Annotated in this window: 20 protein-coding genes; 11 read left to right on the top strand and 9 right to left on the bottom strand. The window is 32.2% G+C overall.

Features of this window, described 5'->3' with window-relative positions; translation table 11 throughout:
• Positions 1-325: 325 nt before the first annotated feature.
• The 7 genes from RN605_RS04085 to RN605_RS04055 form a co-directional block, all read right to left on the bottom strand.
• Positions 326-1528: a type II toxin-antitoxin system HipA family toxin gene (locus tag RN605_RS04085; protein ID WP_313325785.1), complete on the bottom strand. Its 1203-nt coding sequence runs from the start codon at positions 1526-1528 to the stop codon at positions 326-328.
• 149 nt (positions 1529-1677) lie between these two features.
• Positions 1678-1974, bottom strand: a complete 297-nt coding sequence (locus tag RN605_RS04080; protein WP_140996399.1) for a helix-turn-helix domain-containing protein — start codon at positions 1972-1974, stop codon at positions 1678-1680.
• A gap of 569 nt (positions 1975-2543) precedes the next feature.
• Positions 2544-3164: a hypothetical protein gene (locus RN605_RS04075; protein ID WP_313322447.1), complete on the bottom strand. Its 621-nt coding sequence runs from the start codon at positions 3162-3164 to the stop codon at positions 2544-2546.
• An 83-nt stretch (positions 3165-3247) separates the two neighbouring features.
• Complete coding sequence (locus tag RN605_RS04070) at positions 3248-3871, bottom strand: P-loop NTPase family protein (protein ID WP_313322445.1); 624 nt, start codon at positions 3869-3871, stop codon at positions 3248-3250.
• A 92-nt stretch (positions 3872-3963) separates the two neighbouring features.
• Positions 3964-4836 carry a transcriptional regulator gene (locus tag RN605_RS04065; protein WP_313322443.1) on the bottom strand — a complete coding sequence of 291 codons (873 nt, stop codon included), beginning with the start codon at positions 4834-4836 and terminating at the stop codon, positions 3964-3966.
• 205 nt (positions 4837-5041) lie between these two features.
• Positions 5042-5329 (bottom strand): helix-turn-helix domain-containing protein, encoded by a 288-nt coding sequence (locus tag RN605_RS04060; protein ID WP_313322442.1) that lies wholly within the window; start codon positions 5327-5329, stop codon positions 5042-5044.
• Between the two features lie 195 nt (positions 5330-5524).
• The gene (locus tag RN605_RS04055) at positions 5525-7063 is read right to left on the bottom strand and encodes an AraC family transcriptional regulator (protein WP_313322440.1); all 1539 of its coding nucleotides are present in this window, start codon (positions 7061-7063) and stop codon (positions 5525-5527) included.
• 225 nt (positions 7064-7288) lie between these two features.
• Here RN605_RS04055 and RN605_RS04050 point away from each other — a divergent pair, with 225 nt between their 5' ends.
• The gene (locus tag RN605_RS04050; RefSeq protein ID WP_313322438.1) at positions 7289-8152 is read left to right on the top strand and encodes a restriction endonuclease; all 864 of its coding nucleotides are present in this window, start codon (positions 7289-7291) and stop codon (positions 8150-8152) included.
• A 95-nt stretch (positions 8153-8247) separates the two neighbouring features.
• On the opposite strand, the gene RN605_RS04045 is transcribed toward RN605_RS04050, so the two are convergent.
• Positions 8248-8385, bottom strand: coding sequence for a hypothetical protein (locus RN605_RS04045; protein WP_313322437.1), 138 nt, complete (start codon positions 8383-8385; stop codon positions 8248-8250).
• 270 nt (positions 8386-8655) lie between these two features.
• Here RN605_RS04045 and RN605_RS04040 point away from each other — a divergent pair, with 270 nt between their 5' ends.
• From RN605_RS04040 to RN605_RS04030, 3 genes are read left to right on the top strand one after another with little or no spacing between them, the layout of a single operon-like run.
• The gene (locus tag RN605_RS04040; protein WP_313322436.1) at positions 8656-8868 is read left to right on the top strand and encodes a helix-turn-helix domain-containing protein; all 213 of its coding nucleotides are present in this window, start codon (positions 8656-8658) and stop codon (positions 8866-8868) included.
• Entirely contained in the window at positions 8865-9197 is a 333-nt protein-coding gene (locus RN605_RS04035; RefSeq protein WP_313322434.1) for a HipA N-terminal domain-containing protein, read from the top strand. The genes RN605_RS04040 and RN605_RS04035 overlap by 4 nt, the downstream gene beginning before the upstream one ends.
• A gap of 16 nt (positions 9198-9213) precedes the next feature.
• Positions 9214-10215 (top strand): type II toxin-antitoxin system HipA family toxin, encoded by a 1002-nt coding sequence (locus tag RN605_RS04030; protein WP_313322432.1) that lies wholly within the window; start codon positions 9214-9216, stop codon positions 10213-10215.
• 444 nt (positions 10216-10659) lie between these two features.
• Here the strand turns inward: RN605_RS04030 and RN605_RS04025 are convergent, their stop codons facing one another.
• On the bottom strand, positions 10660-10791 hold the full coding sequence (locus tag RN605_RS04025; protein WP_313322428.1) for a hypothetical protein: 132 nt from the start codon (positions 10789-10791) through the stop codon (positions 10660-10662).
• Positions 10792-11165: 374 nt separating this feature from the next.
• On the opposite strand from RN605_RS04025, the gene RN605_RS04020 reads away from it, so the two are divergent.
• The 7 genes from RN605_RS04020 to RN605_RS03990 all read left to right on the top strand — a co-directional run bounded on the left by RN605_RS04020 (position 11166) and on the right by RN605_RS03990 (position 18828).
• Positions 11166-13700: a cation-translocating P-type ATPase gene (locus RN605_RS04020; protein ID WP_313322426.1), complete on the top strand. Its 2535-nt coding sequence runs from the start codon at positions 11166-11168 to the stop codon at positions 13698-13700.
• 217 nt (positions 13701-13917) lie between these two features.
• Positions 13918-15009, top strand: coding sequence for a sensor histidine kinase (locus RN605_RS04015; RefSeq protein WP_313322425.1), 1092 nt, complete (start codon positions 13918-13920; stop codon positions 15007-15009).
• Between the two features lie 5 nt (positions 15010-15014).
• Positions 15015-16340, top strand: a complete 1326-nt coding sequence (locus tag RN605_RS04010; protein WP_313322423.1) for a sigma-54-dependent transcriptional regulator — start codon at positions 15015-15017, stop codon at positions 16338-16340.
• Positions 16341-16514: 174 nt separating this feature from the next.
• Positions 16515-16724 (top strand): hypothetical protein, encoded by a 210-nt coding sequence (locus RN605_RS04005; protein ID WP_313322421.1) that lies wholly within the window; start codon positions 16515-16517, stop codon positions 16722-16724.
• On the top strand, positions 16724-18004 hold the full coding sequence (locus RN605_RS04000) for a Glu/Leu/Phe/Val family dehydrogenase (protein WP_313322420.1): 1281 nt from the start codon (positions 16724-16726) through the stop codon (positions 18002-18004). Before RN605_RS04005 ends, RN605_RS04000 begins: the two co-directional genes overlap by 1 nt.
• A gap of 16 nt (positions 18005-18020) precedes the next feature.
• The gene (locus RN605_RS03995) at positions 18021-18413 is read left to right on the top strand and encodes a GreA/GreB family elongation factor (RefSeq protein ID WP_313322418.1); all 393 of its coding nucleotides are present in this window, start codon (positions 18021-18023) and stop codon (positions 18411-18413) included.
• A gap of 10 nt (positions 18414-18423) precedes the next feature.
• Entirely contained in the window at positions 18424-18828 is a 405-nt protein-coding gene (locus RN605_RS03990) for a hypothetical protein (protein ID WP_313322416.1), read from the top strand.
• Positions 18829-18999: the final 171 nt, after the last annotated feature.

Below are 18999 nucleotides of genomic sequence, written 5' to 3'. Positions count from 1 at the left end.
TTCATTGAGTGATGAAACTTCAATGAAAAAAAATCATTAGTGTCAGTAGCTTTAATTTTTATATCAGGGGATTTATCAATATTATTTTCTACAGGAAAACTAACTTTAAATTTTTAGCGAACAAATGTATCAGCTATTTCTACAAATGGAACTCCTTCTTGTGTAGATTTATTTGTAGGAAGTAATTTTTTCTGAAGCTCTTTAAAATTGTTATCTGTTTTTTATAATTCTCTTAATGTCTCTGCAAAATGAATGATTTCATAAAATCTTCAATATTGTCTTTACTCAAATGCATATCTGATAAATGAATGATTCTCATTATTGTTTATAGTTTAAACGCTTTTTCCATCAATTCTTGTTCGTTACGGGAAATTCCGATTTCATTTGCCATTGTTTTCCATTTGTTTGTAACTCTTAAGACTTGTTGGATAATTTCCTCCATTTGATTATTGTTTAATCGAAAATATTCACCTATACTTTTTGCTAAATCGAAATCCAATTCATTGTTATCAGCATCAATATTTAAGGCTAGACCGTCCTTATCTATTGAGGAGTTGAGGTCATAAGCCGGAGATAAAATCCAACCTTCTTTGGTTAGTATAAATCCATGGTTTCTTAAATGATCATCGGTGTTGGAAATGGCTATGTTAAATATTATTCTTCTCCATAGTTGGTGTAGGTTGGCTTCTATGTTTGCTCCGTGATTACTGATGAATTCTGCTATGTCTAAGTAGCTTGCTTGGTTGTCTCGAATGGTGTCTTCGTTATTTCCTGTCATTGTCATTGCAGATGCAAAGTGGATTCGTTCTCCTTTTTCACGGTCGAAGCGTTTTGTGAAAAAGGTATGGTGTTTGCCTAAAATTCTTTCCATACGACAAGGTGCCATTTCAATACCAGCCTTAGTTGCCAATTGATACGCTAAAAATTCCCAAGCAGCTTTGTCAATGGTATCTGTTTTGGATGGAAATTTGGCAATCCAAAGACTTTTATCTGCGTCTAGAATATTGGCTTTAGGTCGTGCTCCACCTAATGAAGAACCTGGTGCCATCAATACCGATAGCCATCGATTTACTTCTTCATTATGTACGTCATTTTCGAAGATATGTGCTGCATTTTGTAATTCTCTAATGGACGACCAAGGTGGTGTGGGAACTGTTTTGTTATTATCTAAAAAATCTCTATTGGGATCTATTTTAAAACGTAATGCTCCCATACGGCTTTCATCGTAAACTCCCAATAAGTAATCTATGTCATAGAGTGTTTTCGGTTTTTCTTTTTTCTCTTTTGCCTGTTGAGCTTCTCTACGTTTCATAAGTGTGCGACCCCAAGTATCGGGCATACTGTCGAGAAAAATTCCGAAGTTCTCTTTTTGATTTGGATATTGTGGCCCACCATACAATTGTATGTCGGGGTCAAGTAAGAATTGTTGTCCTGATTTGAGCCATTCCTTATCGTACTCAAAGCTAAATGCTTTCTTGCCTTTGGCTTGTTGTGCAGACAAAATACCAACTATCTTTGGTTCTTGCATTCCAATCCAATGAGCGTAAACGTATATATCAGTTTTTGTGGACATTTTAGATGGTTGTATTTTTTAATTTAAAAGGTTTTCGATACAATTTTCACTCCATTGCATTACGTAAAAATCACTCGAATTGACGTTTTATTTATATCTTATAGTTATTTTAAAAGTTCTAGGTCTTGGAGTTTTCTTCCCAGTTCGTCGTCTGCAGCTAGTTTTAGGAAATCATCTTGTAGGCCTAACACTCGTAGTACATTGAAATAGGCACCCATAGCCACACTTGGGCTTCCTTGCTCAATTAGGTGTAAGGTTGACCTCGCAATATCAGCTCTTTCCGCCACTTGAATCATCGTAAGTTTTCGCCTTTTACGAGCCATCTTTACATTTTCTCCCATCTGTTCTAATACTTTCTCGTATTTTGGAAAAACAGATTGCTTTTTACTGGTAGTTGCCATATCAAATGTTTGTTATTCTGAACAAATATACTATTTATGTTTGAAATAACAAACATAATGGTTTTTAGTTGTGGTATAACTTTGGCAAAAAAACTACTTTTTGCCAAAGTTATATAGCAGATTTCTTTTGTTTCGTATTGTGATTTACTTTGTATTGCAAACGATAAACTAAAGTATTAATAGTAAACCAATGTGGTTTATTGTATAAAAACAGGTTTATTGTTTTGTTTTTTAAGTATTTAGTTTTTAATTTTTTTTACCCACTTTTAGATGTTAATTTCTCTTGAATTGAAAACGATTATTTTTTATTATTCAATAAATCAGTAGTTTAGCAATATGATATAAAGCGATTTTAGGTTGATTATCTACCCATCTTTTCTACCCACTTTCTTGTATTCACTACTCTATTTTGTCCCAAATGTTGTCAATAATTGGGACAAATATCGAACATTGGGATATGGGATGTTATCATTCATAGTTATTTCGTCAGGTTAAACCTGATTATTTTACTACGAAACATCTTTTTTATCAGTTAAGCTTTGGCAGTAAATGAGAATTATTGCCAAAACTTAACTTTTCATTTCAATGTCGATATAGGATTTTAGATTATATAATTCAATCTGGTTTTGATTGTCTCCTTCCAATTGTGCAATCTCAATAAATGCTATATCATTTGCAAAGGATTTTTCACCAATTAGATGTTCAATATGAACGTAAACTGCTTCGCGAAGTCTAGGGTTGTCTTTGTGGACGATGTGGTTTTTGAGTAACACTTTTATACCTAAATCGGTTGGTTTATCCGGGTTTTCTAATGGGATGAAATACATTTCGCTTATTCGTAAAGTGATGCCGTAATAGTCTAGTGGCTTGTCGGTGCCGTTTTCGTATTTGGTTAGGTTGGTTTCTGGCTGAAGGAATGCGGTTATTTTCCAGCGTTCTATAACTGGTGCATGATGGACTAGTAATTCTACTTCTTTGAAAAGATAGGGATTTCCGTTTGCGGTGATGATTAATTCTGTACCATTTGTTTTATTTTTAATGATGAGGTCTATATCATTATTGTATTGATGTAGTATTTCGATTAGCTTGTCGAAATGGTTTTTTAGTTCGTCTTTTGGGATTTCGTTTAGGAGTAGGAAAACGAAGTTGTTTTGTTGGAAGTAGTTCCAGAAGGTGGTTATAGTTTTCATGTTGTTCTTTTTTTAAACCGCAAAGGGCACAAAGAAGGCACAAAGTCCGCAAAGCACTTCGACTGCGCTCAGTGTGACAACTTTTATCTCTTGTCTGGTGTTGATTTATCGTATGCTATTAGGTTTACCATCTCTCTTAATCGTGAACGAACTCGGTTGCCGTAATGGGTTTCTATTTCTGTGGCTGATAGGTTTGTGGTGATGTGTGTTTTTAGTTTTTTAGAGATGAATAGATCGTATCTGCTTAATAGAATTTCTGCCATTACATTACACTCGTTTCCAAAATATTTTAGGTTGTTTTCTGTTCCCAAATCGTCAAAACAATAGGTTCTTGGTTCGGATTGGTAGAGTTTGCCGATGCTGTATTTGTGGATGATTTGGTAGCCGTCCTGAATAAATTCAAAGCTGATGTCTCGACAGGGTTTTACGTAGAATTTATGTTCGGTTGCTGTTAGGTATTTCATTAGGTTCATGAGCGATGTTTTCCCGCAACCGATTGGACCGGATAATAGTATTCCCTTTTCGAGATTTATTCTATATTGAAAACATGTTGGCTCGTCTCTTAGGAAATAGGCAATGAGTTTGTACACGATTGGGTAATCCGTTTCTATAATTTTGAAATGATTGCCGTATAGTTCGACGCCTTTTTTTTCTAGCCATACTATGACTTCTGAATAGCTGTAATGGGATTTTATTTCGTTTTCCATATTATTTTAAAGCTTCTCGATACAATTTTTAAGTGAAAAACTTAAAAATTACTCGAAGTGACGGAATGAGATTGCTTTGTGCCTTTCAATGACTAAAGCGGTTCGGCATAGTTTTTATCGGTTGTGGTGTTGAGGTATTTTGGTCGATTTGTCGGTGTTGTGTCGTTGTTGTGATTGAAATTGACGCTGTTTAGTATCCAGTTTTGTGCTGCGGCTTGCCAGTCGATCATAGGTGTTTTACCGCCAACTAGCCAACCGATGCTGGAGAAATAATTGAAGAATTTTTGGGCTTCAAGTTCCGGGAAGTTGTTTTCTTGGAAATAGGATTTTATTTCCTGAAAGTCTGGTTCAATGAAACTTTTCTTTTTTTTACGCAACTTTTTTTCTTTTTGAGTTCCCTCGCATCTCGACTGCGCTCGATGTGACACGCTCGGGATGACAATTTTATCTGAAGAATTATTTTTATCTTCAAAATTTTTTGCTTGATCGTTCAAGTTTGCAATCTTTTCATTGTTTGAATCGTTTGATATGTTTATATTGTTTATATAAGGTACTAGGACTTGTTCACTAACCTGTTCACTACTTGTTTCATCACTTGTACAAGACTTGTTCACTACTTGTTCAATTACTGGTTTAGAATTTGAACTGGTACTTTTTGGTAACGGCTTCAAATCATCGGAAAAATTGAATAAAAAAACATGGCTTCCTTTGAATGGGTTATAGGATGGTTCATATTTAATATAGCCTTGTGCATGCAAATTCTTCAAGCACTTGTGGTAGGTTGCTTTGGAACTGATTTTGCTTATTCGCATCACCTCATCGCGAGAGATACTGATTGGGTTTTTAAACCGGTTGCAATTCCAAAATTGGAATAATGCTATGTACAAACTTACATGGGTTGGGTTGAGTAGTTTGTCTTTTGCTACTCGGTCGAAAAAGCCAGTTAGGTGTTTTATGTAGTTCATTTCGCTAGTGATTAGTGAGGAGTGATTAGTAATTAGTGAAAAGTTTAACCGCTAAGGGCACAAAGTTTTCGCAAGGTTCGCTAAGTTTTTTGATGTAGTTCATGTGGAAGTATTAAGATTGGAGTATTAAGTATTAAGACTTTGATAAAGATTATGAGATACCTCGACACTTCGACTGCGCTAAGTACAAGCTATTGCAATGACATTACTTGAAAAGAGTAGGCAAAGCATTTACCTTATTTCCATTTAATAACTTATCGATATCTGCGTTGTCGTAATACATGATACCTCCGATTTTAGTGTAGGTTAGTGTTCCGTTGATGCGGAGGTTTTGGAGTGTTCCTAGCGAGATGTTTAGTAGTTTTCGGACTTCATTAGATTTGAGCCACTTTTTGGCTTGTTGGGTTTTGGAATGCATGATTTCTTTTAAGTCGTTTAAAAGAAGTGTTCTGAATTCGTTTAAGTCTTCTCGGGTAATAACTTCGACTGCCATAACGTATGTTTTATTAAATTATGGTGCAAAATTGTATGGTTTGGTTGTTTTTATTTCAGAAGTATATCCGAAGTGGAAATTTAATAAATGTAAAGTGTAGTTTTTTAAGCCACAAATTTCACGAATTTTCACAAATTAATTCCTAAATAAATTTTAAGAGTTACTTTTAAACTTCTTCATTTGAAAATTGTTTTTTTAGTTCGTTGATGAAATAGGTAGGGGAGAATTTATTCCGGCTGATGAATGCTTTGGTAAAAATTTGGGTTGAGCCAAACCAACCTCTTCTGCCAAGGCTTTGTTTGTGTAATTTCTGTACTTGTTATGGTTTTTTAATAGTTCGACTATATGATCTATTTTTAAATCATTGATGTAATTGGTTAATTTTTTACCGCGGTATTCTGAAATTATTACTGATACGTATTTTGTATTGGTGTTTAGCATTGAAGCCATTTTCACTAAACTTATGTCTTTTTCCAAATACTTTTTCTTGTCTTCGAACTTTTTAAGGTTCTGCAGTATTTCTTTTACTAGTTCTGGATTTATGTTGGTTTTGGATTTATTTGCATGGACTGGCTCTTGAAAAACTTCGGCTGGTTTGTTTTTCATCATTTCATTAAATCTTTGTTTGTAGCGTCTCTTTGTTCTAAAATGCCAAATTGTTACTCCAACGATTGAAGTTGAGAAAAAGACAATCGTAATAGTATAGATTCTCTTGTTGAAAACCATCTTGTTTTCAATATCTTGTTTTGCTTGAATCAAACTTTTAGTATCAAATTCTTTGTGAATTTTATACGATAGGTATTTGTAGTTATTATTTAGGATTTTATCAGCTGCTAAAAGTTTATTGATGTATTTTAATTGTTTTACTAAATCGTTATTACTACTGTAATACTCTATTAGTAGTTCGTAGTTTTCTCGTAAATCAGGTCGGATAAAATTTTTATCTGTAATTAATTGGTCGGTTTTTAAGAAATAGGATACTGCTTTGTCTTTTTCATTTTGTTCCCAAAAACACTTGCCCAAATAAAACCACGTAATTGTTTGGCTTACATAATCGTTTCTTTTTTCGATTTCGGGTACTGTTTCCTCCAGCAGTTTAATCGCTTTTTGATACTTTTTTAATTTATATTGGTTTATTCCTTCGGAGTTGATAAAATAAGGTATCATTTCTTCGTTCTCCAATTCTTTGGATGCTCTTATGCCAAGTAAATTGTTGAACGAACTCAAATCGTATCGTCCTACTTGATTATAACATAACCCGATACCATGTAATGATTTTAGATACCCTGTTTCGTTTTCTTCTTTGAAAAAGTTAATACAATCGGTAAATATAGCAATTGCTTCATCAAAATATCCGAGGTAATATTTTGTTTGCGCTATGGTGTATTTTACTTTATGAATTAAGTATTGGTCCTCCGTTTTAGAAATGTAACTGTTCGCTATGATATAATTATCCAATGCTTTGGTGTACTCTTTATTGTCGTAAAAAGCCGCACCAACTGTTAGGTATGCACTTCCAAGAGTGATGTCGTTTTTTGACTCTTTTGCTTTTATCAATAAACTATCGGCATAAATCATTCTGAACTTCTTTTCAACCAAATGCATTATTGCCTTGTATGCTGAAGCTTGCTGTTGTGAATTCTTATGCTTTTTTGCTTCTATTAGCCTTTTTATTGAACTAAATGACTTCTTTTTTCTCCATGGTAAACCTGCTAATGGAGCAATGCTAATCATTCCTATAGATGATATATTTAAACTAGCTGAATCCAACTATAAATTACCTGAACATACTAAAGCTGCATATCATTATCATCTAAAAGAAAAACAAAAAGAGATTAAAAAACGAACAACGGACAAAGATTAACTAGTTTACTGTCGTTTGCTTTATACTAATCAAAATGTTATTTATCTTTGAGAAAGCTAGATGGAAGCATTCAATACTCATTATAAACAAACAGTATGCCTAGAGCGAATACCTTAGATTGGAAAACCTATGAATCAATCACAAAATATATCTATGAAACTTTAGGAAAACAATCTGGAGTTACTATAAAAGGGTATGGTAATAATTGTAAGGTAGTGGGTAAATCGGGACTTTGTCACCAAATCGATGTACATACTTCGCACACTGAAGGCAACAATACCTATGAAACTGCCATAGAATGTAAATTTCGAAAGGAAAAAGTCAACAAGGATGTTGTTATGAAGCTGTTTGCAATACTAGAAGATACTGGAATTAGTAAAGGAATTATTATTTCGAAAAGCGGTTTTACGCGTGATGGTATTCAATATGCAAAGCATAAAAATATAGGTATAGTTAACCTCCGGGAATATGAAGAGAAAGACTTGAAAGGTAATAGTCATCAAATTGATATTGCAACTCTTGATTTGAACATCAAGATAAATAGCACTCGACCAGAAATAACAAGTATTGACATAGGTGACAATAGGAAAATTGAAATTAAAGACGAATTCGATTATTTCGCTTATATAGTAATGCTCAAGAATGGAAATCGAGTTTCTTTTTACGATTACGTGAATGATTTTCGAAAGGAAATTAATCGTAAAAACTATAAAACTAAGCCATTAACAGGAAAGTATAAAATTTTGGGTGGTAAGTTATTGAATCGACAAACTGGAGAAAAAGTAGATTTAGATGAAATAATATTTACTGGTCAACTAACTGAAAGTGATGACAATCGTAATTTAAAATATACTATTATTGACAAAGTATGGCTACTTATGAAATCTATTTTTGAAGAGCGAACATTTTCTCTGTCGGAAAATGGAATAATAATCGAGCATAAGAAGAAGGATTTATGAAAGAAGTAAACAACTATATTTGAGAATAAGATATTATTAAATAAATTGATGTTTTAAATATTCTACAGTCAAAAATATTTTTCCATTAAAGATTATCATAAATACCCAAACCCATTATTATGAGCAATGGTAATCAAGGGATGTATGTTTTCTTTAAAACGGGTGTAATCAAAGCTGTCTTTACTGTTCAAATCAGGGAATAATAATAGATATTCCTCCAGTAATTTATTCATAGTATATTCATGGTTAAGGTTCGTATTAACAAATAGATATGACTTAATGTTTGCTATAGGACAGGCAGAAATAAAGGAGTGAGGACATTTTTTTATAAAAATAGAACCTTCATAAACTATTAATCTTGTTTTTGTAAAGTGCTTTTTACGGCACTTTTAAGTATCAATCTTCTACTTGTGGTTTTTTAAATGCAAAATAGTGCTTTTTAATGCTCTTTTTGTTGTAAAATAGAAAAATGGTTTTATATTTGTATTAAATTATGCAATATAATGCACTCTATAGAAATCATAAAAACCATCAAAGAACGTAGGGAAGTTTTACAAGTAACGCAAGAAACCTTAGCAGAACTCTCTGGCGTTGGCTTGCGTACTTTAAAACAGCTTGAAAGCGGCAAAGGAAACCCAACCTTAGTAACGTTGCAGAAAATAGCCGACGTATTAGGTATGGAAATTTGTTTAAAAGTTAAAACGATTGGTACATGAGAAGTGCCAAAATTTTGTTTAAAAATGAAGAGGCTGGAATTTTAATCCAGTATGACGATGCCTCGTTTAGCTTTCGTTATCATGATGCTTGGTTTGCCAACGAGAATAAGCCCGCAATAAGTTTGGGCTTACCTAAAGTAAAGCAGGAGTATCAATCACAATATCTTTTTCCTTTTTTTTATAATTTATTACCCGAAGGTTCTAACAAGGAGGTTGTTTGCAAATTAAATAGAATTGATCGTAACGACTATTTTGGTTTGTTGCTTACTACTGCCAAGAATGACAGTATTGGTGCTGTACGCGTTATTGAAATAGCACAGGAAGTATAATGTATAATCGCTATATATGAAAGCAAAAGATATGGATTTATTGACCTTTACCCATTGCCCAGGAACACTAGCTAGTGGATTTGACACCTATAGCAAAACGGCTTTAAACAGAGTGTTTCAAGGTAAAAAAGTGCATCCTATTTTGCCTTATGCTTCTCCTGCTTCTAATGCCGAAACAGCAGCTTTGTTTGAGGAAAACCGAAGACAACTTTCGATATCCGGTGTTCAAGAAAAATTTTCTGTGCTTCTTGAAAAAAATAAACTACGCCTTGCTACTGAAAGCGAGCAAGGTACCTATATTTTAAAGCCTATTCCCGGTGCCGGAAAGAAACCCGATCAAATGCCTGCCAATGAACATGTAACCATGCAAGTAGCCCGTCAAGTGTATGGTATAGAAACAGCGGAAAACGCCATGATCTTTTTCCAAGATGGTACTCCAGCCTACATCACTAAACGATTTGATGTGCAAAGCGATGGTTCAAAATTGGCTCAAGAAGATTTTGCTTCTTTGGCACAGCGAACACCGCAAACACATGGTACTGATTACAAATATTTAGGTAATTATTTAGAACTGTTTGAGTTGATGCAAAGGCATTTACCCACTTATAAAATAGAAGCTCCCAAGCTATTGAAATTATTGGTGTTTAATTATCTTTTTTCTAATGGAGATGCTCATCTTAAAAATTTTTCTGTTATTGAAACGTCGATGGGTGACTATCGTTTAAGTCCGGCTTATGACTTGCTCAATAGTCGCATTCACATAGAGGATAAAGATTTTGCTTTGGACGATGGTTTATTGCCTAAAAATTTGGCTCAAGGTAAAATAGGTTTGCAATTTGCTAAACTGGCAGAACTTGCCGGAATTAGTGAGAAGAATTTTCAAACTATTATGGAATTGATGCTCTCTAAATCTGATTTGGTTGAAAAAATGGTAGTTGCTTCTTTTTTGAACGATACTACTAAGCGGAATTATTTGCAGTCTTATCAAGGTCGATTGAAACAGTTGGTGAAGGCGTGATGTGTTATTTTTGGTTGCTAGCATTAGGTATTGTTCTCAATTAATAAATGTATGTGGCGAAAAGAAAGTTGGAAGAGTGGGAGAAATAGTGATGAATGAGTTTTAAAATGAAGTTGAAAGCTAATTATTCACAAATTAGCTTTGTTTTTACATTGAGATGACACTATCTTACAATATTTCATTTGCCATTTACTACAGTTTGTGTAGTAAATGGCAAATGAAATGTGTCAAATGTTCTTTTGTTTTAAAATGTAAATACTGAATAGGAATAACTATTTGTTTCGTTCATATCGCATATCGCGATATGTGATATGTTTCTTTAATCACTTTTTTTTATTACTAAAGCTTATTCATGATATTGAAGGCTTATTTTAAATTATGACCGCATTTTTGCGGTGATTGATAGTTGTAATCACCGCATACTGAGGTACAAATTGAAAAGTATTATCTATTATTAACCCATTTAGCTACTGGAACTTTGAATTTATCTCTCAAAACCTGCATGTCTTCGCTTACTTTTCTATCCAAAATTTTAGCGTAATGTTGGGTTGTTTTTAAGTTTTTATGTCCGAGCATTTTGCTTACACTTTCAATAGGAATAATTACTTATCAATTCCAGATTATTAGAGTTTACTTTACTTGTCCTTTATAATTACTATTCTATTTTTGAGGATTTAATGTTTGTGCAATAGGTTTTGTGGGTGATAAATACCTTTATATCGTACAATTTTACAGAATACAAAAGTTTATTAGAAGATAGATTTATTGGTTACAAAATTGTTATTTTGAGTTGAGAATATTTTTTTACTATTATGAGAATCTATAACTTTAGTATCTACTTATTTTGTACATTGGGATAAACTTATTACTTACTTGTAGATTAGCATTAAAGTAGTGTAATAAAAATAAATAGCCATAGATAGTCACATAACTTAAATACTTCTTTGATAATGCCAACAAATCAATTCAATATATTGGGTTTGACAAACGAGCAGGTTATACTTGCAAGGGAAAAATTTGGGCAAAATAAATTAGACTACAAAAAAGAAAATAGCTTTTTAGAAGCACTAAAACATATTTTTAAAGAACCAATGACGATTATTTTATTGGTGGCTGCTACTATCTATTTCATTAGTGGTGAATCAGGAGATGGTTTTTTTTTAGTTGGAGCTATACTGTTCATTACTTCTATTTCTTTATATCAGAATTCCAGAAGTAATAATGCTTTGGAAAAACTGAAAGATCTTTCAGAACCAAATTGTAAAGTTATTCGCAATGGTATTATTGAAGAAATAAAAAGTGAGGATTTGGTAGTTGGTGACAGTATGATGGTAGAGGAAGGGACATCTATCTCGGCAGACGGAACTATTATACATTCCAACGATTTTTCAGTAAACGAATCTATACTTACTGGCGAATCACTTCCGGTTTTTAAGGATCAAACAAAAGAAGATAAATTTATCTTCAACGGCACAACTGTCTCCAGTGGTTTAGCCATTGCAATAATAACCGCTATTGGCAAAGAAACCAAATTAGGTAAAATAGGAACAAGTCTAGAAAATATAAATGAAGAAAAAACACCACTCGAAATACAAATTACAAATTTTGTAAAGAGGATGGCTATTACTGGTGTTGCTATTTTTATAATTGTTTGGGCAATCAATTATTGGAATTCTCAAAATGTTTTGAATAGTTTGTTACAGTCACTTACTTTAGCTATGAGTATTTTACCCGAAGAAATCCCAGTTGCTTTTACAACTTTTATGGCTTTAGGCGCATGGCGTTTAATGAAAATAGGTATTGTGGTTAAGCAAATGAAGACCGTCGAAACTCTAGGCAGTGCCACTGTTATTTGTATTGATAAAACAGGAACAATTACAGAAAACAAAATGAGTTTAGCAAAACTATTTTTACTATCATCAAATAAAATATCACACCCCAAAGAACATTTAACAAATGATGAAAAGCAACTTATAGCATTGGGAATGTGGGCAAGTGAGCCTATCCCTTTTGATCCAATGGAAGTTGCACTACATCAGGCTTATAAAGAGACCCAAGAAAATGATGAACGACCATTTTATAAACTCATAAATGAATATCCCTTAGAGGGTAAACCGCCTATGATGACACATCTGTTTGAGGACAAGATAGGAAATCGCATTATAGCAGCCAAAGGTGCACCTGAAGCATTGATTAATGTTTCAAGCCTCACAGAAATAGAAAAAAATCAAATAAATGAAGCTATTCAACTTTTGGCAATTGATGGCTACAGGGTATTGGCTGTAGGTACATCAAATTTTACAGGGAACGATTTTCCTATACAACAACAAGATTTGCCATTTGAATTTAAAGGGATTGTTGCCTTTTATGATCCACCAAAAAAGAAAATTCAAAAAGTATTAGAGGATTTTTATACAGCTGGTATTGCTGTAAAGATTATAACAGGCGACAATGCAGCTACGACCCAAGCCATTGCAAAACAAATTGGATTTAAGGAGTATGAAAATAGTATTACTGGTGATGAATTAATGGCATTAGATGAAGACTCATTACAAGTTTGTGTAACGAACATTTCCATTTTTACCCGTATGTTTCCGGAAGCCAAATTAAAAATTGTTAATGCCTTAAAATCCAACAATCAAGTTGTGGCAATGACAGGTGATGGAGTGAATGACGGTCTAGCCTTAAAAGCTGCTCATATTGGTATTGCTATGGGTAAAAAGGGTACAGAAATAGCCAAACAAGCAGCCTCATTGATTTTATTAGATGATGATTTATCAAAAATGGTTGATGCAATAGCAATGGGCAGAAGAATATTTACGAATCTAAAAAAAGCAATTCAATACATCATATCTATACATATCCCAATAATCCTAACTGTATTTATTCCTTTGGCTTTAGGATGGATTTATCCTAACATATTTTCACCGATCCATATTATTTTTTTAGAAATAATAATGGGGCCAACCTGTTCTATTCTTTATGAAAATGAACCAATGGAAGAAAATACTATGCTAAAGAAGCCTAAAAAATTGACCACTACTTTTTTTAACTGGAAAGAGCTATCTGTAAGTATTTTTCAAGGATTAATGATTACAGTTGGAGCTTTATCTGTTTATCAATATTCCGTTATTAATGGATACAACGAAGCACTGACAAGGACAATGACTTTTACTGTTTTGATATCCGCAAACATTTTTCTTACTTTGATAAACCGTTCATTTTATTATTCTATTTTAAAAACTTTGAAGTATAAGAATGACATGGTTTTATTTATTATTTCTATAACCATAGCTATTGTAGGACTTATACTTTATGTAAACCCACTCACAGCTTTTTTTGAATTTGAGAGGTTGAATTTGAAACAATTATTTATTAGTATTTCTACAGGTTTTATAACAGTAATTTGGTTTGAAATTGTAAAACAGATTAAAAGAACAAAAATAAATGCAGAGGAAAAGTTAGCTTCTTCACATCTGCTTTAGTTCTAAAATGATATGCAAGTCCAAAACAAAGGAAAGAGAAAACTACTTATTTAGATTTTGGAAATTTTAGTTTTTTTTATTTTTCTTTTTTAATATCTAATTATAGTGTTCTTTTTAGTCTAAAATTCTACCAGATAAGTCTAATTACAAAATATATTAGATATCTTTGAAATGGGGAAATTTTACCCGATTATTAATACTGTAAAATTATTCTGTGATGAAACAATTTTCTACTGAAGAAAAATTAACCGAACGGATTAAAGAACTCAGTTGCCTTTATGAGGTGACTAATATTCTTAATCAATCACAGTTGACTAATGAAGAGGCATTTATTGCAATTTCATCAAGGCTTAAAGAAGCTTGGCGCTTTTCTAAAAGCGCAATTGTTGAAATTTCTTTTGAAGATTTTTATTTTTCTACAGATGAAAAAATTGAGAATACAATCTTTATAAAAGATGATTTAGTAATTGAAAATAACATTGTTGGAGAAATAAAAATTCATTATCCTGCTTTGGATTTCACTGAAAATGATTTTTTGGAGGATGAAAAAAAATTATTAAAAAAAGTATGCTTTGAAGTTGGATTTTTTTTGGAAAAAAAAGAAAAGCAAATTAAAGCAGATCAACTTAAACGAAGTGTTGAACGAGTCGACAGATTATCAATTTTAGGTGAAATAACAGCCGGAATTGCACATGAATTGAACACTCCATTGGGAAATATTTTAGGTTTTGCAGAATTAATCAAACAACAAAATACAAATTCTCAAATAGATCGAGATGTTTCAAAAATTATTAATGCTGCCATTTACTCGCGTGAAATAGTTAAAAATTTAATGTTTTTTTCCTGCGAAATGCCTCAAAACAAAAGTTTTTTCGCGGTAAAACCAATCATTATGCAAGCTTTAACTTTACTTGGTCCTAATTTTAAAAAAGGCGATATAACCTGTAAAGTTAATTTTACTGATGATACAATTAGAGCTAAAATAGATAATATTCAACTTACTCAAGTTTTATTTAATATCCTTTTGAATGCCATTTATGTTTCACCTCCCAAAAGCAAAATTTATGTGGATGTATTCTCAGCAGAGAATGATTTTGTGATTGAAATTAAAGATAACGGAACAGGTATTGATGATGAAAATAAACAAAAAATATTTGAACCATTTTTTACTACAAAACCAATTGGAGAGGGAACCGGACTGGGATTAAGCGTTGTCCATGGTATTATAAAAAGCCATCAAGGAGATATTCAAGCTTTGGACAACAGACCTAATGGTACCATTTTCAGAATTAAATTACCTTTAAAATAACCTTTATGAAACTTAAAAAGGAAAATATTCTAATTGTAGATGATAATTATGACATGTTAGAACTGCTTCAACGTCACTTGAAGTCATTTAATTTTCATACTTATAAGGCTTCTTCGGTTGTCGAAGCTATTGAGGTTTTAAAGACTACTTCAATTGATCTTTTAATTACTGATTTACAGATGCCGGAAATTAATGGTATTGAGCTTATCAGATATACTTCTGAACATTTCCCGTCTATTCCAAAATTGGTTATAACCGGTTTTCCATCAGTAGATACAGCTATAAATGCAGTGAAGTCGGGAGCTTTGGATTATTTAATTAAACCTTTTACCGGTGAAGAATTTAAAAAAGCAATTCAAAATTGTTTGAAAAATGATGTTCTAAAACCTAATCAAGCCATTGAAAGAAAAAATCTGAAAGAAACATTTTATTCAGGAATCGTTGGTAGTTCAGAAGAGCATTTTAAGTTAATTGATGTTATTGAACGTGTTAAAGATAATCGTGTAACTGTTTTAATTGAAGGAGAAAGCGGAACGGGAAAAGAACTTATTGCTAGAGCAATTCATTATAATGGACGTTTTGCGGCGCAACCGTTTATTACAGTCAATTGTGGTGGAATACCGGAAAGCTTACTGGAATCGGAATTGTTTGGTTATGTGAAAGGAGCTTTTACAGGAGCAAACGAAACTAAAAAAGGATTATTTCATGCGGCGGAAGGAGGCACTATTTTTTTGGATGAAATTGGTAATGCTTCTTTAGCTGTTCAAAGCAGGCTACTGAGAGTTTTACAAGAAAAAGAAATTACTATGGTTGGTTCACAAAAGCCACAAAAAATAGAAGTTAGAATTATTTCAGCTACCAATAGTAATTTACAAGAAATGATGAAAAATGGAACTTTTAGAGAAGATTTATATTATCGATTAAACATTGTAAGTATTGAGTCAATACCTCTAAGAAATAGAAAAGCAGATTTATTACCTTTAATCAACAATTTTATAAAAAAATATGAAAAAGAATATGGGAAATCAAATATCACAATCACACCCAAAGCGATAGCCATTCTAACTCGTCATGATTGGCCAGGAAATGTTAGAGAATTAGAGAATATCATACAGCGGTTAATAGTTTTATGTGATAATACAATTGATGTTGATTTGATTCCCAATCAATTAAAGTATAAACAGCCTTCTGAAACTTTTCATCTAAAGCCATTACATGAAATTGAAAAAGCTTATATCCTTAAAGTATTATCGGCTGTACATAATAATAAAACAAAAGCAGCTGAAATTCTTCAAATAGACAGAAAAACTCTGCGACAAAAACTTCTATAAATAGCTCTAAAAAATCGGGGAGAAATGAACCGATCGAGACTTTATTCTACAGTCTAAAATACACTTGTTTTTATTTCCTTTTTTATAATCACCTATCTATCAAGCTAGTAGTTGTCTTAAATTTCTTTTGGCACATACCTTGTATACCATTAGCTAAAAAAGTTTATAATTATTATGGAGATTTTAAAAAACAAATCCGTTGAAAAGAAAGAGAAAATTTTATTTGCAGCAACCGTCTTTGAGAACAAACAAACAATGTTATCTCATTTTGAAAATCATATAGTTTTATTTGGTATTTGCAGCAATTGTTTGAATAACAGTAATTGTGTTTGGATAGAAAAAAATAAAATTGAATGTGAAGAGTATAATTTAAATAATGGATAATGGAAGTTTTAAAAGAGAAAAGACAAAATACAATGTTGGATAACGTAATTGAGCAATTCAATACCATATCCGACATCATGGATTTAAATCCAAATATTCGAAAAATTTTATCTATTACAAATAATGAAATTATAATTCGATTTCCGGTAAAAATGGACAATGGTTCAATAGAAATATTTACAGGATATAGGGTACAACATAATAATGCTCTAGGACCTTATAAAGGAGGATTGCGATATCATCCTAGTGTGGATGTAAATGATGCCAAAGCTTTGGCAATGTGGATGACATGGAAAACCTCTCTAGCAGGATTGCCCTATGGAGGAGCAAAAGGAGGCATTCAAATCGAGCCTAGGAATTACTCATTGGCAGAGCTAGAAAGAATTACTCGCCGTTTTGCATTTGCTTTAGGTGAAAATATTGGACCGGAATACGATATTCCTGCTCCCGATGTTAATACAAATGAACAAACCATGGCTTGGATTGCTGACACTTTCATGTCAACCAAATCATCTTCGGAGCGTTCTAACAATAAACATGTTGTTACCGGAAAGCCAGTTGGATCAGGTGGACTAGAAGGAAGAGACCGAGCAACGGGATTTGGAGTATATATAACTTTGCGATTACTTTTTGATAGTAGAAAGGAGAGTTTAAAAGGTAAAAAGTTTATTGTACAAGGCTTTGGGAATGTGGGTTACTGGGCTTCAAAATTCTTGACAGACGATGGCGCATTATTAATTGCTGTTCAAGATGCTCATGCTACTCTAATTAATGAAAAAGGGATTTCTGTAGCAGATTTACATGAGCACAGTAAACCAAGGAAAGGTTCTGTTAAAGGATTTGAAGGAGCCAGTGAAATGGAGCCAGAAGACTTTTTTGGATTGGAATGTGATTTTATTATTCCAGCAGCATTGGGCAATCAAATTACCGAAAAAAATGCGAGAAAAATTAAATCAAAAGTAATTGCTGAAGGCGCTAACGGACCAACAAATAATGAGGCAGAACGTATTTTACTAGCTAATAATGTTACTATTATTCCTGATATACTCTGCAACTCAGGAGGGGTAATTGGAAGTTATTTTGAATGGCTTCAAAATAGGAATGGTGAACTTTGGTCTTTGGACGAAGTAATGGTAAAAATTGAAAAAAAATTGACTGAAGTTTTCAAGAAAGTAGAAAAATTAGCTAACGAAGATAAGATAGATTACAGAACAGCAGCTTATATTTTAGCAATCAAAAGAATAGAAACAGCCTATATTCAAAGAGGTATTTTCCCATAAATAAAAATTAAAAAGTATGAAGTACGGAAAAGTAGTAGTTGATAAAAAAGAACTTGACGTTTTGAAAAATCTTTTTTCAACTATTCATAATGAAAAAGATAAAACCTATCGACTATCGTTTGAAAAATTGATGGAAGAAATTAAAAAAGCAAAGGTTTTGGATTCGACTAATATGCCATTGGATGTAATTAGATTAAATTCAGTGGTAACTATAAAAACTGATTTTGGAGGAGAAAAAAAATTTCAATTGGTTATCCCTACAAAAAGTGATTTATCTCAGAATAAATTATCGGTCATGGCTCCTATGGGATTAGCTTTGTTTGGCTATGCTGAAAGTGATGAGGTAAAATGGGAGTTTCCATCAGGATTGAACACTATTAAAATTACAAAAGTAGAACAACCTTTATAATTGGTATTTTATGAATCTATTGAATAAATTTTACAATCAGGATACAATACAGCACCAATTTCTTAATCGTGATATTAAACTTTGGCGAGAAGAATTGGAAGGAATTGAGGAAGAAATTCATTTTTTTAAAAATTTCCTTGAAGTTCCTCAAAACAGAACTAATCAGGAATTAAGTTCTGAAAAGCTACTGTTAAAGCTTACTGAAAAGCGATTGGAAAATGCTAATTTTTTATCACTACTAAGCAATTTTTCTATAAAATTGGAAGGTATAAATGAATGTGATAATATTCAGTGTGAAACTTTCTATTTTAATGATTTTGTTAATTTTAAGATACAAATTGAATCCTTTTTGTCCCAATATAGAAAACTTAAGAAGAATCTTTTTTTAAAGATAAACAGTCATTTCAAAAAATGAAAATGTTTTTTTAAGTTCTTATTTTTTAATAAAAAGTGCAATTGAAATGTTTTCTTCTTTTTATGAGTAGAACGTTTTCGTTTTTTCAATTGCTTTTTTAAACACCGGTTTTTTGCCGGTGTTTTTTTATTCTAATAATTGTTATCTTAATCATTACGTTAATTTAGGTTT

Source organism: Flavobacterium sp. PMTSA4 (assembly GCF_032098525.1).
GTDB classification, from domain to species: domain Bacteria; phylum Bacteroidota; class Bacteroidia; order Flavobacteriales; family Flavobacteriaceae; genus Flavobacterium; species Flavobacterium capsici.
The sequence above is the reverse complement of the archived record's forward strand: the minus strand, read 5'-3'. Positions and strand labels throughout refer to the sequence as shown.

Excerpts from the sequence above, each read along its gene's own strand:
- RN605_RS04085 (WP_313325785.1), bottom strand. The coding sequence starts at position 1,528 with ATGCAAGAACCAAAGATAGTTGGTATTTTGTCTGCACAACAAGCCAAA.
- RN605_RS04080 (WP_140996399.1), bottom strand. The coding sequence starts at position 1,974 with ATGGCAACTACCAGTAAAAAGCAATCTGTTTTTCCAAAATACGAGAAA.
- RN605_RS04075 (WP_313322447.1), bottom strand. The coding sequence starts at position 3,164 with ATGAAAACTATAACCACCTTCTGGAACTACTTCCAACAAAACAACTTC.
- RN605_RS04070 (WP_313322445.1), bottom strand. The coding sequence starts at position 3,871 with ATGGAAAACGAAATAAAATCCCATTACAGCTATTCAGAAGTCATAGTA.
- RN605_RS04065 (WP_313322443.1), bottom strand. The coding sequence starts at position 4,836 with ATGAACTACATAAAACACCTAACTGGCTTTTTCGACCGAGTAGCAAAA.
- RN605_RS04060 (WP_313322442.1), bottom strand. The coding sequence starts at position 5,329 with ATGGCAGTCGAAGTTATTACCCGAGAAGACTTAAACGAATTCAGAACA.
- RN605_RS04055 (WP_313322440.1), bottom strand. The coding sequence starts at position 7,063 with ATGATTAGCATTGCTCCATTAGCAGGTTTACCATGGAGAAAAAAGAAG.
- RN605_RS04050 (WP_313322438.1), top strand. The coding sequence starts at position 7,289 with ATGCCTAGAGCGAATACCTTAGATTGGAAAACCTATGAATCAATCACA.
- RN605_RS04045 (WP_313322437.1), bottom strand. The coding sequence starts at position 8,385 with ATGAATAAATTACTGGAGGAATATCTATTATTATTCCCTGATTTGAAC.
- RN605_RS04040 (WP_313322436.1), top strand. The coding sequence starts at position 8,656 with ATGCACTCTATAGAAATCATAAAAACCATCAAAGAACGTAGGGAAGTT.
- RN605_RS04035 (WP_313322434.1), top strand. The coding sequence starts at position 8,865 with ATGAGAAGTGCCAAAATTTTGTTTAAAAATGAAGAGGCTGGAATTTTA.
- RN605_RS04030 (WP_313322432.1), top strand. The coding sequence starts at position 9,214 with ATGAAAGCAAAAGATATGGATTTATTGACCTTTACCCATTGCCCAGGA.
- RN605_RS04025 (WP_313322428.1), bottom strand. The coding sequence starts at position 10,791 with ATGCTCGGACATAAAAACTTAAAAACAACCCAACATTACGCTAAAATT.
- RN605_RS04020 (WP_313322426.1), top strand. The coding sequence starts at position 11,166 with ATGCCAACAAATCAATTCAATATATTGGGTTTGACAAACGAGCAGGTT.
- RN605_RS04015 (WP_313322425.1), top strand. The coding sequence starts at position 13,918 with ATGAAACAATTTTCTACTGAAGAAAAATTAACCGAACGGATTAAAGAA.
- RN605_RS04010 (WP_313322423.1), top strand. The coding sequence starts at position 15,015 with ATGAAACTTAAAAAGGAAAATATTCTAATTGTAGATGATAATTATGAC.
- RN605_RS04005 (WP_313322421.1), top strand. The coding sequence starts at position 16,515 with ATGGAGATTTTAAAAAACAAATCCGTTGAAAAGAAAGAGAAAATTTTA.
- RN605_RS04000 (WP_313322420.1), top strand. The coding sequence starts at position 16,724 with ATGGAAGTTTTAAAAGAGAAAAGACAAAATACAATGTTGGATAACGTA.
- RN605_RS03995 (WP_313322418.1), top strand. The coding sequence starts at position 18,021 with ATGAAGTACGGAAAAGTAGTAGTTGATAAAAAAGAACTTGACGTTTTG.
- RN605_RS03990 (WP_313322416.1), top strand. The coding sequence starts at position 18,424 with ATGAATCTATTGAATAAATTTTACAATCAGGATACAATACAGCACCAA.